This is a genomic window from Burkholderia thailandensis E264 (assembly GCF_000012365.1).
In the GTDB taxonomy this organism is placed as follows: Bacteria; Pseudomonadota; Gammaproteobacteria; order Burkholderiales; family Burkholderiaceae; genus Burkholderia; species Burkholderia thailandensis.
The window spans coordinates 1,344,904-1,361,811 of record NC_007650.1; the positions used below are offsets into that span (position 1 = coordinate 1,344,904).

The 16,908-nt window shown below is 70.5% G+C and carries 14 protein-coding genes; 7 read left to right on the forward strand and 7 right to left on the reverse strand.

Features of this window, described 5'->3' with window-relative positions:
- Positions 1-17: 17 nt before the first annotated feature.
- The 3 genes from BTH_RS05925 (at position 18) to BTH_RS05935 (ending at position 2,794) form a co-directional block, all read left to right on the forward strand.
- Positions 18-920, forward strand: coding sequence for a LysR family transcriptional regulator (locus BTH_RS05925; RefSeq protein ID WP_009896694.1), 903 nt, complete (start codon positions 18-20; stop codon positions 918-920).
- 151 nt (positions 921-1,071) lie between these two features.
- Positions 1,072-1,764, forward strand: a complete 693-nt coding sequence (locus tag BTH_RS05930; protein WP_011401170.1) for an aspartate/glutamate racemase family protein — start codon at positions 1,072-1,074, stop codon at positions 1,762-1,764.
- A gap of 130 nt (positions 1,765-1,894) precedes the next feature.
- On the forward strand, positions 1,895-2,794 hold the full coding sequence (locus BTH_RS05935) for a LysR family transcriptional regulator (RefSeq protein WP_009896696.1): 900 nt from the start codon (positions 1,895-1,897) through the stop codon (positions 2,792-2,794).
- A gap of 186 nt (positions 2,795-2,980) precedes the next feature.
- Here the strand turns inward: BTH_RS05935 and BTH_RS05940 are convergent, their stop codons facing one another.
- A complete protein-coding gene (locus tag BTH_RS05940) occupies positions 2,981-3,787 on the reverse strand; it encodes a glycine betaine ABC transporter substrate-binding protein (protein WP_009896697.1) in 807 nt (268 codons plus the stop codon).
- A 63-nt stretch (positions 3,788-3,850) separates the two neighbouring features.
- Positions 3,851-4,864: a zinc-binding alcohol dehydrogenase family protein gene (locus BTH_RS05945; RefSeq protein ID WP_009896698.1), complete on the reverse strand. Its 1,014-nt coding sequence runs from the start codon at positions 4,862-4,864 to the stop codon at positions 3,851-3,853.
- Between the two features lie 118 nt (positions 4,865-4,982).
- Between BTH_RS05945 and BTH_RS35455 the strand changes: the two genes are divergently transcribed.
- Positions 4,983-5,117 carry a hypothetical protein gene (locus tag BTH_RS35455; RefSeq protein WP_009907582.1) on the forward strand — a complete coding sequence of 45 codons (135 nt, stop codon included), beginning with the start codon at positions 4,983-4,985 and terminating at the stop codon, positions 5,115-5,117.
- 210 nt (positions 5,118-5,327) lie between these two features.
- Here the strand turns inward: BTH_RS35455 and BTH_RS05950 are convergent, their stop codons facing one another.
- On the reverse strand, positions 5,328-6,299 hold the full coding sequence (locus BTH_RS05950; RefSeq protein ID WP_011401173.1) for a LysR family transcriptional regulator: 972 nt from the start codon (positions 6,297-6,299) through the stop codon (positions 5,328-5,330).
- Positions 6,300-6,469: 170 nt separating this feature from the next.
- On the opposite strand from BTH_RS05950, the gene BTH_RS05955 reads away from it, so the two are divergent.
- Genes BTH_RS05955 through BTH_RS05965 form a run of 3 tightly spaced genes read left to right on the forward strand, consistent with a single transcriptional unit; the run spans position 6,470 to position 10,229 of the window.
- Entirely contained in the window at positions 6,470-7,789 is a 1,320-nt protein-coding gene (locus BTH_RS05955) for an MFS transporter (protein ID WP_009896701.1), read from the forward strand.
- Between the two features lie 25 nt (positions 7,790-7,814).
- Positions 7,815-9,176: a Zn-dependent hydrolase gene (locus tag BTH_RS05960; RefSeq protein ID WP_009896702.1), complete on the forward strand. Its 1,362-nt coding sequence runs from the start codon at positions 7,815-7,817 to the stop codon at positions 9,174-9,176.
- A gap of 30 nt (positions 9,177-9,206) precedes the next feature.
- Positions 9,207-10,229 carry a histone deacetylase family protein gene (locus BTH_RS05965; protein ID WP_009896703.1) on the forward strand — a complete coding sequence of 341 codons (1,023 nt, stop codon included), beginning with the start codon at positions 9,207-9,209 and terminating at the stop codon, positions 10,227-10,229.
- A gap of 455 nt (positions 10,230-10,684) precedes the next feature.
- Here the strand turns inward: BTH_RS05965 and BTH_RS05970 are convergent, their stop codons facing one another.
- The 4 genes from BTH_RS05970 to cobA form a co-directional block, all read right to left on the reverse strand.
- Positions 10,685-12,880, reverse strand: a complete 2,196-nt coding sequence (locus BTH_RS05970) for a hypothetical protein (protein ID WP_025370258.1) — start codon at positions 12,878-12,880, stop codon at positions 10,685-10,687.
- Positions 12,881-13,501: 621 nt separating this feature from the next.
- Positions 13,502-14,563 carry a CmpA/NrtA family ABC transporter substrate-binding protein gene (locus tag BTH_RS05975; protein WP_009896705.1) on the reverse strand — a complete coding sequence of 354 codons (1,062 nt, stop codon included), beginning with the start codon at positions 14,561-14,563 and terminating at the stop codon, positions 13,502-13,504.
- A gap of 17 nt (positions 14,564-14,580) precedes the next feature.
- Positions 14,581-15,177, reverse strand: coding sequence for an ANTAR domain-containing response regulator (locus BTH_RS05980; RefSeq protein ID WP_009896706.1), 597 nt, complete (start codon positions 15,175-15,177; stop codon positions 14,581-14,583).
- A gap of 102 nt (positions 15,178-15,279) precedes the next feature.
- Positions 15,280-16,155, reverse strand: coding sequence for a uroporphyrinogen-III C-methyltransferase (cobA, locus tag BTH_RS05985; RefSeq protein WP_009896707.1), 876 nt, complete (start codon positions 16,153-16,155; stop codon positions 15,280-15,282).
- Positions 16,156-16,908: the final 753 nt, after the last annotated feature.

Sequence of the window (16,908 nt, forward strand, 5' to 3'; positions counted from 1 at the left end):
TACGCCGGGGCGCCTCGATGGACCGATTTCAGGAAATGCAGGTTTTCGTGCGGATCGCCGAGCGGCAGAGCTTCAGCCGGGCGTCGGACGATCTGCAGATTCCGCGCGCGACCGTGACCAACCTGATGAAGCGGATGGAGGCGCGGCTCGGCACGCGGCTGCTCGAGCGGACGACGCGCACCGTGCGCCTCACGCAGGACGGGCAAGCGTACTACCGGCGCTGCGTGCGGCTGATCGCCGATCTGGAAGAGGCGGAAGGGGCGTTTCGCGACGCGGCGCCGAAGGGGCTGCTGCGCGTGAACCTGCAGGGCACGCTCGCGCGCTACTACGTCGTGCCGGCGCTGCCGGATTTTCTTGCGCGCTATCCGGGAATCCGGCTGCACATCGGCGAGGACGACCGGTTCGTCGATCTGGTGCGCGAGGGCGTCGATTGCGTGCTGCGCTCGGGCAACCTGCAGGATTCGTCGATGGTCGGGCGGCGGGTCGCGCAGCTCGAGCAGGTGACGGTCGCGAGCCCCGGCTATCTCGCGCGGCACGGCGAGCCGGCCGATCTCGCCGCGCTGGCCGCGCATCGCGCGGTCGACTATGTGTCGAGCGCGACGGGCAAGCCGATGCCGCTCGAATTCACCGTCGACGGGCGCGTGACCGAGGTGCGGCTCGACGCGGCGATTTCCGTCGCGGGTGTCGAGCTCTACACGGGCGCGGCCGTCGCGGGGCTCGGCATCGTCCAGGTGCCGCGCTACCGGATCGCCGACGAGCTGGCGCACGGGTGCCTGAAGATCGTGCTCGCCGCGTATCCGCCGCCGCCGATGCCCGTGAGCGTGCTGTACCCGCAAAGCCGGCAGCTGTCGTCGCGGGTGCGGGTGTTCGCGCGCTGGCTGCGGGAGCGGTTCGAGGCGCTGGAGGCGGGGGCGGGGTGACGGCGCGCGCGGCGCGGCGGGCCTTTCCGGTTCCATCTTGCGCGCACCGTCGCCGGCTCAGCCCGAAACGGCGAAATTGTCCCTGTCGCGGCGGCCGCCGTGTCGCTAGATTCATCGTCGGCATCACGAACGAGCGATACAGGGGCGCACGATGAAAACGATTGGACTGATCGGCGGGATGAGCTGGGAATCGTCGGCCGAATACTATCGGCTGATCAACCAGCACATGAAGGCGCGCCTCGGCGGGCATCGCAACGCGCGCAGCGTCATGGCCACGGTCTGCTTCGACGAGATCGAGACGCTGCAGCACGCCGGCCACTGGGGCGAACTGGGCCGCCGGATGCGGCAGGCCGCGCGGCAGGCCGAGGCGGGCGGCGCCGATTTCGTCGTTCTCTGCACCAACACGATGCACAAGGTCGCGCCCGCGATCGAGGCCGCGTTGTCCGTGCCGTTCGTGCACATCGTCGATCCGACCGCGCGGGCGCTGCGCCGCGCGGGCGTTCGCCGCGCCGGGCTGCTCGGCACGCGCTTCACGATGGAGGAGGCGTTCTATCGCGAGCGGATGGCGTCGCTGCACGGCATCGACGTCATCGTGCCGGACGAGCGCGATCGGGCCGTCATTCACGACGTGATCTACGACGAGCTGTGCCACGGCGTCGTGCGCGACGCGTCGCGCGACGCTTATCGGCGCATCATCGAGTCGCTCGAAGCGGCCGGCGCGCAAGGCGTGATTCTCGGCTGCACGGAGATCGCGCTGCTGATCGGGCCCGAGGATTCGGCGTTGCCGGTGTTCGACACGACCGAATTGCATGCGCTCGCGGCGGTCGAACTGGCGGCCGGCTGAGCCGCGCGAGCGCGGCCGGTCGCGCCGGCGCGCGAGGGCGACGAGCGCCGCTCGACTGCCGCACGCGTGTGCAGTACCCTTGCAGCCCGTTGCGCGCCCTCCCGCGCGCCGATCGCGCCGCCGCCACCCGATGATCCGATTCGACGACCTCGCCGTATTCGTGCTCGCCGCCGACAACGGCAGCCTGTCCGCCGCCTCACGGCTTCTCAACGTCGCGCCTGCCGTCGCCAGCGCCGCGGTCAAGCGGCTCGAGAGCGAGCTCGACGTGCGTCTGCTCGCGCGCTCGACGCGCAGCCTGCGCCTCACGCCGGACGGCGAGCGCTACCTCGCGCATGCGCGCAATGCGCTCGCCGAGCTGCGCGCCGGCAAGGACGCGCTCGCGCGAGGCCGCGACGAGGTCGGCGGCGACCTGACGCTGTCGATACCGTCCGACTTCGGCCGCAACGTGCTGTCCGGCTGGCTCGACGAGTTTCTCGCGCTGTACCCGGCCGTCTCGCTGCACGTGCGGATCGGCGACCGGATCGTCAACCTGTTCCGGCAGCCGGTCGACGCGGTGCTGCGCTACGGCGTGCCCGACGATTCGTCGCTGATCGCCGCGCCGCTCGCGCCCGACAACCGGCGCGTGCTGTGCGCGTCGCCCGCTTACTTCGCGCGGCACGGCAAGCCGAGCACGCCGGACGATCTGAGCCGCCACCATTGCCTGCGCTTCGCGCTGAGCGAGCGCACGCACGACCAGTGGACCTTCCATTCGGGCGATGTCGCGCGCACGGTGAAGGTCACGGGCAACCGGGTTGCCGACGACGGCGAGCTCGTGCGCCGCTGGGCGCTCGGCGGATACGGAATCGCATACAAGTCGCGGCTCGACGTGCTCGACGATCTGCGCGCGGGGCGTCTCGAGTCCGCGCTCGACGCGTGGACGACCGAGGCGACGCCGCTCAACCTCGTCTACACGCATCGGCTCGCGCTGTCGCCGACGCTCGACGCGCTGCGCGATTTCCTGCGGGCGCGGATCGCCGCTTATCTCGCGTAGCGCGGTGCGGCGCGGGTTGCGCCGACACGCGTCGATCGCCGGCGGTCGAGGCCGATTGACGTCGGTCCGCAGCGAACGGCGCCAAGCCACGCAAGCCACATCGTCGTTCGGCGCATCGGGGCCGAGAAACAACCGGCAACCGGCAATCGGCAATCGGCAAGCACACCCGGCGCGGCCGGGCACCGCTCAATTGCCGGCCACGCCCTGCGCCGCCGCGAGCTCGCATAAATACCGCTCGCCGGCTTCGAGCGGGCTCAGCCCTTCGCGGGCGATCAGATGATCGAGCCGGGTGATGCCGGCGTTGCCGGGCCGCAGCCGCCGCAGCGCATCGACGGCTTCGGCGGGCAGCCGCTCGCGCGTCGACTTGCGCAGCACGAGCGTCGCCGCGTCGGTGCCGCGCAGCAGCCCGCGCGGCTCGCGCAGCTCGCGGATCGTGTGACGCCAGTGCAGATATTGCGGCTGCCACAGCGGCACGACGATCCACGCGCGCCGCGCGATCGCGCGCTCGAACGCGTCCACGCATGCTTCGAGCGTGCCGTTCGCGAAGCGATAGCCGTGCGCGTCGAGCGCGTACGCGGCGAAGATCTCGCGCGAGAAGCGCGAAATGCCCGCGCCCGGGCCAATGCCCTGGATCAGCGGCGTCATGCGCACGACGACGTCGGCGCGCGTCAGGTCCGCGACGCTCGACACCGCATCGGCCGGCACATAGTCGGGCACGCCCCACAGCGCGTACGGCGCGTACATCTCGGCGAGCGGATCGAACGCGTCGGCGATCGCGTCGAAGTACGCGCCGTGGCTGCCCGGCAGCCACGCGGCGCACAGCATGTCGGCCGTGCCGTCGCGCAGCAGCTCGAACGCGGCTTCGTGCGGCCGCCGGATTTCGTCGACGCGCACGCCGTGGCGCGCGAGCGTCGCGCTCACGATGCCGGCCGCGGCGTGATGGAACGACAGATCGATCGTCGCGAGCGTGACGACCGGATGAGCTCGAGTCAAGGCGACCTCCGGAACAAGGCGAAGCGGCGGCGCGGCGGGCGGGCCGCGCCGCGGATCAATCGATCAGAAGCCTTCGAGCACGATCTTGCCGCGTGCGCGGTTGCTTTCGATGAACGCATGCGCGCGCTTCAGGTTCGCCGCGTTGATCGCGCCGAAGTGCTCGCCGAGCGTCGTGCGCAGCGTGCCGGCGTCGACGAGCGCCGCGACGCGATCGAGCAGCGCGTGCTGCTCGATCTGGTCGTGTGTGCCGAACATCGAGCGCGTGAACATGAACTCCCAGTGCAGCGACGCGCTCTTCGCCTTCAGCTTGCGGACATCGAGCCGTTCGGGATCGTCGATCAGCGCGAGCTTGCCTTGCGGTTCGAGCGCGTCGACGATCTGATCGAAGTGGCGATCGGTCTGGTTCAGGCTCGCGACGTAGTCGACCCCGCCGACGCCGATTCGCGCGAGCTCGGCGGCGAGCGGCTTCGCGTGGTCGATCACGTGATGCGCGCCGAGCTCGCGGACCCACGCGGCGGTTTCGTCGCGCGACGCGGTGCCGATCACGGTGACGCCCGTCAGCCGGCGCGCGAGCTGCACGAGGATCGAGCCGACGCCGCCCGCCGCGCCGACGACGAGCAGCCGCTTGCCGGCGGCGGCCGCGCCCTCGGGAATCCGCAGGCGGTCGAACAGCAGCTCCCACGCGGTGATCGCGGTGAGCGGCAGCGCGGCCGCGTGCGCGAAATCGAGCGACGCCGGCATCCTGCCGACGATTCGCTCGTCGACGACGTGCAGCTCGCTGTTCGTGCCCGCACGCGTGAGCGCGCCCGCGTACCAGACGCGCTCGCCCGGCTTGAACAGCGACACCGCGCTGCCGACGGCCCGCACGACGCCCGCCGCGTCCCAGCCGAGCACTGTCGGCTGGCCGGCTTCGGGCGGCCGTCCGGCGCGGACCTTCACATCGACGGGATTGACCGACACCGCGCGCACCTCGACGAGCAGGTCGTGCGGGCCCGGCTGAGGGTCGGGCAGCTCGATGTCGACGAGCGAATCGGCGGCGTCGATCGGGAGGTTCTGGTAGAAGGCGATGGCTTTCATGGCGGTTCGAATCGGTAAGGTGAATTGGACGTGCGGACCAGCGCGTGGAAGCTGCGGCGGATGCGCTTGCCGCGATGCGCCGCGCCGGCGTGCGGGGGCGTTCGCGACGATCGGCGGGATGATCGCCGGCGGCGTTTCCGGGGCCCGTCTGGTCGGCTCCGGCAGTGATGATGCGGCGCGCGGCGGGCGCATCACAGCCGGCGGGCGCGATTTCAGTTTCAACGCAGCTTTGAAAATCCCGGCGGGCGCGTAACGCGGCGTTTGCCGGTCCGTTCGCGTTCGTTCCGTCGCCGTTCAGCGAAGATCGCGCGCCTTTATCGCTCGGCGGCGAGAGAGGCGACGTGCCGCGCCGCCGTGTTCGGCGCGATCGCCGCGCGGCGTTGCGGTGTCGCCGCGCGCGGGTCCGACCGTTGCCGAATGCGTTCGGCCGCGGCGGGCTCCCGACCCTCGGCGGTCTTGCCGCTCAATGCAGCATGCCCAGCCGCTCCGCCATCGGATAGCGCTGCACGTAGCGCTGAAACGCATCGATGAACACGTTCTCGGCCGCATTCATCCGGCGCTCTCGGTTCCACATCAGAAAGATCTCGACGTCGAGCAGCCCTTCCTCGGGCGGCAGCCGCCAGAGCCGCTGGCGCGCGAGGTCGTCGCGCACGATGTGCTCGGGCAGGCAGCCGATGCCGTAGCCCGCGAACACGAGGCGGCGGATTTCGTCGAGGCTCGGCGACGTCGCGACGATGCGCCCGGTGAAGCCGCGCTGATCGCGGAACACGGTGAGCGGCGCGAGCGCGTCGCCGATCTGGTCGCTGGTGAAGGAAACGAAATTCTCGGCGAGCAGATCCTCGATTTTCAGCGCCTGACGGCCGAATAACCGATGGTGACGTCCGCAAAACATTGCATAGCGTTGTCGCAGGAAACTGCGTAATTCGATTTTATCGACCGGCGTTCGACATAATGCGAGTCCGCAAGTCGCCGTTTTTTGCAATAAAGAAGAGAGAATATCCACCGAGCGCATCACTTCGACGTGCAGATCGACGCGCGGATACGTGCGGCGGAATTCGGCGAGAAATTCGTCGTAGACGGGCGACTCGACGCGGCTCACGCACAACAGGCGCACCGAGCCGATCAGCTCGCCGCCGCGGTCGTCGAGCTCGTTGTCGAGCCTCGACATGTGGCCGTAGATGTCGGTCGCGATCCGGTAGACTTCCTCGCCCGCACGCGTCGGCAGGAACTGCGCGCCGCGCCGCTGGATCAGCGTGCGGCCGAGCGAATCCTCGAGCCGCTTGAGCGCCTGGCTCACCGCCGGCTGCGTGAGGTGCAGGCGCGCGGCCGCGCGGCTGATGCTGCGCTCCTGCATGATCGCCAGATACGTGCGCAGCAGATTCCAGTCGAGGCGGTCCATCAAGACGCGGGAAACGTGGCTTCGAATATTCGACATTTATTTTTACTCCAGGGAAACGATTTTGCATCGTAGAACTGGATTAATGAAATTTATTCTAAAGATAATAACTTAGAATTTGACCGATTAATCCCGGTGCGCGATAAAACGCCCATTTGCCGAATCCGGGCGATTCGGCCGGGGCGGACATTTCAGCGAGGAGAAACGCATTGAACCGGGGCATCCCACCGAGCCCGCCGGCGCGCCAGCCGCGCCGCGCGGCCGGCGCCGCGTTCGTCGGCACGATGATCGAGTGGTACGACTTCTACATCTACGCGAACGCGGCCGCGCTCGTGTTCGGCGAGCTGTTCTTCCCGTCGCGCGATCCGTTCACGAGCACGATGGCGTCGTTCGCGACGTTCGCGGTCGGCTTCTTCGCGCGCCCGCTCGGCGGGCTTTTCTTCGGCCATCTCGGCGACCGGATCGGCCGCAAGAAGGCGCTGATGACGACGCTCGCGCTGATGGGCGCGGCGACGGTCTGCGTCGGCCTGCTGCCGACCTACGAACGCGTGGGCCTGCTCGCGCCCGTGCTGCTCGTGCTGCTGCGGATCGTGCAGGGCATCGCGGTGGGCGGCGAGTGGGGCGGCGCGGTGCTGATGGCGGGCGAGCATGCGCCGCACGGGCGGCGCACGTTCTTCGCGTCGTTCGCGCAACTGGGCAGCCCGGCCGGGCTCATCCTGTCGCTCGTCGCGTTTCGCGCGGTCGCGTCGATGGAGCGCGACGCGTTCATGGCGTGGGGCTGGCGGCTGCCGTTTCTCGCGAGCATCGCGCTGCTCGCGGTCGGCGTGTTCGTGCGGCTGAAGGTCGACGAATCGCCCGAGTTCGCGCACGAGAAGGCGATGGCGCGCACGGTCGCGCGGCCGATCGCCGAGGTGCTGCGCACGTCGCGCGCGATGCTGCTGTTCTGCCTGTGCGCGAACACGATCGGCATCGCGGGGCTGTATTTCACGAACACGTTCATGATCGCGTTCACGACGCAGCACGTCGGCGTGACGAAATCGCTGATCCTCGATTGCCTGTTCATCGTCGCGATCATCCAGTTCGTGACGCAGCCGATCGCCGCGTGGCTCGGCGGCAAGCTCGGCGACGCGCGCTTTCTCAAGCTCGCCGCGCTGTTCGCGATGGCCTCGCCGTATCCGATGTTCGCGCTCGTGCAGACCGGGCGCCTCGCGCCGATGGTGATCGGCATTTCAATCGCGACCGTGTTTCTCGCCGGCTTCTATTCGGTGATCGCGGGCTTCGTGAGCGGCGCGTTCCCGACGCGCGTGCGCTATTCGGCGATCTCGATTTCGTACCAGATGTGCGGCGCGATCGCGGGCGGGCTGACGCCGCTCGCCGGTACGTGGCTCGCGCACCGGTTCGTCGGGCAATGGTGGCCGCTCGCGGTGTTCTACACGTGCCTCGCGGCGTTGTCGCTCGCGGGCGTGATCGCGCTCGATGCGCGCCGCCATCGGCGGGCCGACGTCGCCGACGCCGTGCTCACGCGCTGATTCAGGAAAAAAGACGGAGGCTTCAGTGTGGGAAATTGACGGTACGCGGCTTTGGAACAGCTTGACGGAACTCGCGCAAATCGGCGGCACCGCGCGCGGCGGCGTGCGCCGGCTCGCGCTGACCGACGCCGACCGGCGCGGCCGCGAGCGCTTCGCGCAATGGTGCCGCGACGCGGGGATGACGGTGCGCGTCGATGCGATCGGCAATCTGTTCGCACGGCGCGCCGGCGCGGATGATGCGCAGCCGGCCGTGCTCGTCGGCAGCCATCTCGACACGCAGCCGGAGGGCGGGCGCTTCGACGGCGCGTACGGCGTGCTCGCCGGGCTCGAGCTCGTGCGCACGCTGAACGATCGCGGGATCGTCACCGACAAGCCGATCGAGATCGTGTCGTGGACCAACGAGGAGGGCGCGCGCTTCACGCCGGCGATGCTCGGCTCGGCGGTGTTTACCGGCGAGCTGCCGCTCGATGCGGCGCTCGCCGCGCGCGATGCGCACGGCGTCTCGCTTGCCGAAGCGCTCGAAGCGTGTGGCTATCGCGACGCGCTGCGCACGGCATGGCTGCGCGGCGCGCAGGCGGCGCGCGATCCGGCGCCGGGGCTCGCGCAATTGCGCGAGCGCGTCGATGCGTACTTCGAAGCGCACATCGAGCAAGGCCCGGTGCTGGAGCGGCACGGCGCGGCGATCGGCGTCGTCACGGGCGGACAGGCGATCCGCTGGCTCGATGCGACGGTGACGGGCGCGGCCGCGCATGCGGGCACGACGCCGATGCCGTACCGGAAGGACGCGCTGTTCGCGAGCGCGGAGATCGCGCTCGCGATCGAGGCGCTCGTCGCGCGCCATGCGCCCGACGCGCTCGCGACGATCGGGCAGATGGCGATCGACCATGCGTCGCGCAACACGATCGCCGAGCGTGTCACGTTCAGCATCGACCTTCGTCATCCCGACGACGCGCGGCTCGACGCGATCGAATGCGAACTGCGCGACGCGTGCGCGCAGATCGCCGGGCGCCGCGGCGTCGCGCTCGACTTCGGCGTGCATTGGTCCAGCCCCGCGACGCCGTTCGATCCGGCGTGCGTCGCGCTCGTCGAAGCGGCCGCGCGCCGCTGCGGCTACGCGCACGAGCGGATCGTGAGCGGCGCCGGGCACGATGCGATTCGTCTCGCTCGCTGCGTGCCGAGCGCGATGGTGTTCATTCCGTGCGCCGGCGGGCTGTCGCACAACCCGGCCGAGCGAGCGTTGCCCGAGCATGTCGAGGCGGGCGCGAACGTGCTGCTCGGCGCGGTGCTCGCGCGCGCCGGCGTATGCGGACACGCCGAGCAATCGGCGCAATCGGAACCACCGGAGCATGCGCACGCGCGCGCGGACATCGCCGCGCAGCCGCATTGACCGGTCGATCCCGAACGGAACCGAACTCGCATGCTGACCTATTTTCATCCGGACCAACTGAAGCACAGTCCGCTCACCTATCTGTCGCGGGGCAAGATGCGCGCGCCGCACGAGGTGCCCGAACGGGCCGTGCGGCTGCTCGACGCCGCGAAATCGCTCGGCTTCGACGTGCGCGCGCCCGAGGACTTCGGCGCGGCGCCGCTCGCGGCCGTGCACGGCGAGCCGTACCTGCGCTTTCTCGCCGGCGCGCATCGCGAGTGGCGGCGCATCCCGGAGGACTGGGGACCCGAGGTGATGTCGAACATCTACGTGCGCGAGCCGAATCCGCTGCGCGGCGTGCTCGCGCAGGCGGCGTACTATCTCGCGGACGGCAGCTGCCCGATCGGCGAGCACACGTATCGCGCCGCGTACTGGTCCGCGCAGTGCGCGCTCGCCGGCGCGGCGGCGCTCGGCCGCGGCGCGCGCGACGCGTATGCGCTTTGTCGCCCGCCGGGCCATCATGCGCGCCGCGACGCGGCAGGCGGTTTCTGCTATCTGAACAACGCGGCGATCGCCGCGCAGGCGCTGCGCGCGAACCACGCGCGCGTCGCGATCCTCGATACCGACATGCATCACGGCCAGGGTATCCAGGAACTGTTCTACGATCGCGACGACGTGCTGTACGTGTCGATTCACGGCGATCCGACCAACTTCTATCCGGCCGTCACCGGCTACGAAGCGGAGCGCGGGGCGGGGCGCGGCGAAGGGTTCAACGTGAACCTGCCGATGCCGCACGGCTCGGCCGAATCGGTGTTTTTCGCGCAGCTCGAGCGCGCGAAGACGCATGTCGAGCGTTTCGCGCCCGACGTGCTGGTGTTCGCGCTCGGCTTCGACGTGTATCACGAGGACCCGCAGTCGAAGGTCGCGGTGTCGACGGAGGGCTTCGGGCGGCTCGGTTCGCTCGTCGGCGGATTGCGCGTGCCGACGCTGATCGTGCAGGAAGGCGGCTATCACCTCGATACGCTCGCGCGCAACGCCGCCGCGTTGTTTTGCAGTTATCAGGCGGCGCGCTGATCGCGCCCGCCGGGGCGTCGGGGCGGCGAAGCGGCCGCCGCCGGCGTTCGACCGGTTTCGTTGGTTCGGCACTAGTGGCTGATTGAGGCTAGTGCGCCGCCCGCCATCTGGAGGTGGCCCTTGGATGCAGGCGGATTTTGCCGCGCGAGCGATCGCGCGGCTTTTCTCTTTTTGCGCCGCGCTTTCCGGCGCGGTGGTGTCGGCGGATCGCGCTGTCGCCGGCGAACGGCGGGCGACGCGCGCGATCGTTTTTGCCCGCAACAGGCAGCAGGCGGCGGGCGGCGCGCGACGGCGGCCGCGAATATGCGCCGGCGCGCGTCGCGGCGAATGCTCGGCCGCTCGACGCCGCGATCGGCGCCGCGCCGATCGCGCCGATCGCGCCGGCGCGGCGGGCCGGCCTCAGGCGTGCCGGTTTCGACGGCGGCTCGCGATCGAATGGCCGTGCGCCCGCGCGATCACGACGCCGCGCGTGTCACCGCGTTCATCGCCTGCGCGCCGTTTCCCGCCGCCGCGTCGGTCGCGACGCGCCGCGGCGCGTCGCCGCCCGCCGCGCGCGCTTCCCACCAGTATTTGCCGGCGCGCAGTTGCGGATCGCGGATCGCGAGATACGTCGTGCTCCACAACTGCGCGGCGTTCGCTTCGGTCGCGTCGGCGCTGCGCGTGCCGAACGCCTCCGTCTGGTATTGCCCGTTCGCGTACGACCACGACCACATTTCGGTCAGGCGCATGTCCTTCGCGTTCGCGATCACCTGCCAGATCTGCTGGCGCGCCTGCGTGAGCAGCGCGCGCACGTCGCTCGGCAAATCGGTGCGCGCGAGCTGACGGTCGAGGCCCGCGACCCACATCGCCTGCTGCCACGACCAGATCACCGTGCCGTGATACGCGGCGTTCGTGAAGCGCGGCCACAGCGCCGGGTTCGCGTACGCGGGATTCGCGATCAGCATGCCGACATCGGTCGCGAGGCCGACCGGGAACGGGCGCATCACGTCGGTGACGATGCGCGCGAGCAGCGCCGGCGGCGGATCGCCGAACAGCAGCACGAAGCCGCCGTCCGAGTGCATGATCGGGATCGGGTTGGCGTTCGCGTCGAGCGCGACGGCATCGAACTGCAGCGCCGTGTTCGGCACCGCGCCGGCCGGCACGCCCGCCTGCGGCGCGTACGCGGCGAGCTTCGCGCGCGCGTCGTCCGGCGTGACGGCGACCTGGAAGTAGGGCGGCGCGGCGCGCTCCCAGACATCGGCCGCCGCGCCCGCGGCCGCGAGCACGGCGCGCTGGTCGGCGCTCAGGTACGGGTCGAGCAGCCCGCGTGCGAGGAAGCTGCTCGTCGCGCGCAGCGCGGCCGGCACGAGCGCGACGTTCACGTCGTACGGATAGACGCCGCCGCCGATGCCGTCGGTGCTGTCGCGCCAGTTGCCGACGATCTCGCCGGGACGCAGCCGGATCAGGTTCGCGGCGAGCGCCTGCTGCGCGAACGGCTGCGCGGTCTGCACCACACGCAGCAGGTTGGCGACGAAGCGGCTGCCGTTCGTCGCGCCATCGCCGCCCTTTTGCGCGAGATACGCGGCGGCGCGCGCCTGCCCGCGCGGGTCCTCGATCAGCCAGTCCTCCATGATCGGCGCGAGCATGTAGTCGCCGTCGATCATCTTGTAGTCGTAGGTCGGCGTCGGATCGTTCGGGCGGCCGTGCCTGCGGTTGTCGATCAGCGCGAATTCGCCGATGCCTTCCTCGTGCGCGACCTTGCCGTCCGGCGACAGGCGGCTCAGCACCGAGCCGAGCCCGGCCTCGATCACGTCCGGCTGCAGAACGGGCATCAGCATGCGCACCGAGATCAGCGTGTCGCGGCCGAAGTAGGTGTCGTACTGCCACGAGCCCGCGAGCAGCTTGTCGCTGAAGCTCAGGAATTCGAACACGTTCTGGCTCTGCGGATCGGGGTTGACCGCCGACGTGAACAGACTCGCGTGCGTGATCGGCTGCAGCGGCGTTTCGCCGCTGAACGCCTCGATGCGCAGCCGCAGCGTCGGCGCGCCGGACGGCGATTGCAGCAGCAGCTTGCCGGCGCCGTCGGCGGCGATCGCGCCGCCGTCGATCACCGTGACGCGCAGTGCGTAGCCCGGCGCGTCGTCGATGCGATTGCGCTGCCAGAGCGCGACGTTGCCCGACACGGACGGCTGCACGACGATGTCGGACGGCACGCTTGCGCCGCCGTTGTAATCGCGCAGGAAGCGCACGGAACTCAGCAGCGCCTGCCGGATCGACAGGTTGCTCACGTCGGCCGACACGTCGACGCCGATGCCGTACAGCGTGCGGCCCGACGCGTCCTGCGTGGTGGCGGGCGCGATCGGCGTGTCCTGGCTCCAGTTGACGGGCTGCGGCGTGTCGTCGAACCAGAGGCCCGTGCCGCTGTTGCCGGCCGGAAACACGACGAGCAGGCGCGGTTTCGCCGACGAGCGCATCAGCAGATGCGCGGCGATCTTGTCCCGCCGATAGAACGCGTTGATCTGCCCGCCGCGGTCGAGCCGGAACGCGAGCGCGGACGCGGGCGGATCGCCGCCGCCCGAAATGTCGTCGTGATCGGAACAGCTCGCGAGAAAGGCAATGAAAAAGGCGAACAAATAACTGAAGACTTTCCTCGTATCAAGACGCGGCTTCATATCTCCTCCATTTGCTCGTGGGCAAGGGAAATGGTGTCGATGGGCCCGATGAACGGACGTCGCCCGATGGGCGAAAGCACTGCCGAATGACGCTTGAATCGGGATGCTCGTGCGAGACGGCCGGATGCTCGCGGGGGTGATGCGGATGGCGTGCCGACGTGGCGACGTGCGGTTGCCGTGCGCGCGTCGCGCGCGTAGCCGGAGCCGCCCGGGCCGGCGGGCCGCTGCTGCGGCCGACGGGCGCGAGCCGGGCGGCAGAGGCGGACGTGGCGCGGCGCGCCGATGCGCGCGGCGCCGGCCGAGTGCGACGCGAGCCAGCCGCGCCTCGGCGAAAACACATGGACTTCGGCTACGTCGCGTGCTGCGCGCTCGCATCCACACGAAGGCGTGGTTCGTCAGCACGACTGCATGCTAAACCATTCGTCGCGGGATTGGGGCGCGAATAAGCAGTGCTGTTGGCGTCTTCAATGTATCGAGTTGTTAATGATTCAAATGGACGCGCATTAAAAAAGCAGAATTCGGTAATCGATTCCGTTTAATTCACGTAGCAGAAAAAACGTCGATTTCGCGATTGGCGGATTTCGGTGCGGGCGCGTCGCGCGACCCGCGCGGCGCACCGCGTCAATCGGCTCGCCGGGCCCCCGCGAGCGCGACCGCTTCGTCATAAATCGCCGTCTGCGCGACGCCGGTCGCGATCGCCGCATCGTCGACGTCGCCGCTCAACATCCCCCAGCGCCGATACTGCGACAGGAACCACAGGCCGTCGCTCGCCGCCGGCCGGTTCGCCGTGCCGTGCGCGTAGAAGCGGATCGGTGCGGGCGGCTGCGCGAACGGCCCGGCGCCGTAGTCGCCGAGCAGCCGCGGCGCGATCTGCTCGAGCGGCACGCCGATCGCGTCCGGTTCCGCCAGCCATTGGGCCGCCCGCATCCGATGCGCCGGATCGTCGAGCCATGCGCAAGCGTCGAGCAGCGTGCGCACGAGCAGCCGCGCGGCATTCGGATACAGCGCGACGAATTCGCGCCGGCACGCGAGCGCCTTCTCCGGATGATCGCGCCACACTTCGCTCGTCGTCGCGACCGTGCGGCCCGCGCCGCGCGCCTGCGCGACCGCGTTCCACGGCTCGCCGACGCACAGCCCGTCGAGCTCGCCCGCCGCGAGCGCGCCCACCATCTCCGGCGGCGGAATCACGACGCTGCGAACGTCGCGCAGCGGATCGACGCCGTGCGACGCGAGCCAGTGATACAGCCACATCGCGTGCGTGCCGGTCGGGAAGGTCTGCGCGAACACGGGGCGCCGGCCGAGCGTCGCGAGCGCGGCCTTCAGGTCGCCCGACGCGCGATACGCGTCGGCGAGCCGGTTCGAGAACGTGATCGCCTGGCCGTTGCGGTTCAGCACCATCGGCACCGCCAGGTCGGCGCGCGGCCCGCCGATGCCGAGCTGCACGCCGTAGACGAGCCCATACAGCGCATGCGCTGCGTCGAGTTCGCCCGACAGCAGCTTGTCGCGGATGCTCGCCCACGACGGCTGCCGGCACAGCTCGAGCGTGAGGCCGTAGCGTTCGCCGAGTTCGAGCCGCTTCGCCGCGATGAGCGGCGCGGCATCGCTCAGCGCGACGAAGCCGATGCGCAGGCGGCCGCGTTCCGGCGCGTCCGGAGCCGTTTGGTTGATGCGCGCTGTGTCCATGCTGGATGCACCTTCGGTCAAGATTGCGAGTGCGCCGCGAGCAGCCGGCGGGCCGCCTCGACGATCCGGATGCCCTGATCCATCGCGCTGCGTCGCAGCGCCGCGTACGCGTCCTGCTCGGACAGCTTGCGGCGGTCCATCAGCATGCGCTTCGCGCGGTCGATCAGCTTGCGATCCGCGAGCTCGCGCTCGACGTCGGCGAGCCGCTTGCGCAGTTGCTCGTCGTGCGAGAAGCGCGCGAGCGCGACTTCGAGAATCGGCGCGAGCCGCTCGGCGGACAGCCCTTCGATCAGATACGCGCTCACGCCCGCGCCGACCGCCGCGCGGATCAGCTGCTGGTTCGCGTCGTGGCTGAACATCAGCACGGGGCGCGGCGCGGTCGCGTTCATCACCGCGAGCTGCTCGAGCGTGTCGCGCGACGGCGATTCGGTGTCGATGATCACGACGTCCGGGCGCTGCTCCTCGACGGCCGCGGGCAGCCGCGCGGGCGTCGCGACCGCGTCGAGCATCTCGTAGCCGAGGCGCGCGAGCGTGTCGCGCAGCTCGCCGAGCGGCTTGTCGGTGTCGGTGACGAGCAGCACGCGCAGCCGGGAGGAAGGATCGGTCGATTCCATGTGTCGGACGAAAAGAGGCGGGCGCGCCGCGGCGGCGCCCGCCCATGCTTGTGTGTTGACTACACGATACGCGCGCGGCGCGAAACCGCCCGCACTCGCGGCTCAGGCCGCGCGGGAGACCGGCGGGCAAGCGGGCGCGCGCGCGCCGTGCGCGCGGTGTGTGCCGTTTGCGCGGCTTGTGCGGTTTGCGCCGTGCGCGCCGTCCAAACCGTCCGAACCGTCGGGCGTCGTCGCGTCCCGCGCCTCGCAAGCGTCGCCGATCGCGAGCGCTTCGCCGATCGCGCGGCCGACCAAGATCACGGCCGGGCTGCCGAGCCCCGCTTCGGACGCGCCCGCCGCGAGACGGCCGAGCGTGCCGGTCCAGCGCCGCTCGGCCGGCGCGCCGGCCCATTGCACGACGGCGGCGGGCGTCGCGGCATCGAGCGCCGAGAGCAGGCCCGCCGCGATCCGCTCGATGCGGCTCATCCCCATGTAGATCGCGAGCGTCGTGCCGGTCGCGGCGAGGCTCGCCCAGTCCGGTTCGCCGTGGTCCTGCCGGTGCGCGGTGACGAACGTCACGCCCGGGCAGTGTTCGCGATGCGTGAGCGACACGCCGAGGCCCGCCGCGGCCGCGAATCCCGACGAGATCCCGTTGACGATCTCGACCGGCACGCGCGCCGCGCGCAACGCGCCGAGCTCCTCGCCCGCGCGGCCGAACAGCAGCACGTCGCCGCCCTTGACGCGCACGACGTGCGCGCCGCGCAGCGCGTAGCGGCACATCAACCGCTCGATGAACGCCTGCGGCGTCGAGCGGCAGCCGCCGCGCTTGCCGACGCGGATCACGCGCGCTTGCGGCGCGAGCGCGACGATGTCCGGATTGACGAGGTCGTCGAGCAGCAGCACGTCGGCGGCCGCGAGCGCCTTCGCCGCCTTCAGCGTCAGCAGGTCCAGATCGCCGGGGCCGGCGCCGAGCAGCGTGACTTTGCCCATCGTGTTCATCTTCGTATCCCTCTACCGTGCGCGCGGCGCGTTCGGGGCGAATGCGCTTCGCCAAAAAAGGACGGCGTCCTGCGCATCCGGTCGGCGAGGCGGCCGGATGCGCGGGACACCGTTGTCCAGATGGACCGTCCGCTGGCGGGCGGTCCGAAAGAAGTCTTGCGATGCGCCACCGGCGCCGTTGCCGATGACGTCATGCGTCGAGCAATATCCGGGCCAGCGTCGGTCGCCCGCTCGGGGAAGCGGGGCGACGGCTTGCACGCGCCGTGTCGCACGGGGCGGCGGCGACGCAGCCGCGCATCGTGCGCGCGCCGGCCCCGGCCCCGGCGGGCGATCGGGCCGCCGATGGCGTGCGCGTGGCGCGCCTGGCTCGCCGCGCCGCCTTGCGTGCCGCGCCGCCGCGTCGGCTCGGGCGCGGCGCGCGCCAAGCGCCAAGCGCGTCCGCGTCACGCGCTCGTGTCATGCGCTGGTGTCGCGCAAACACGGCGACGCACAGGCCCGCGCCGCGCGTGAGCCCGGACGCGCGCCGTCGCGATCGATGCGCGGCGCGCGTCCCGGCGCCTGTCGTCGCGCGGGCGCCGCGCGGGCCTGTCGCACGCGCACAGTGCTGCATCGCACCAGAACTGTGCTTCGCTGCCTCATCGCGCATCGTCGGTGCGCGGCGCGAAATCGGTGCAATCGGGCGCAATCCCATGCCGCGTCTCGCTTTGTGACGGTTGGCACGGCACTTGCCTAGCGATCGACAGGCGACTCAAC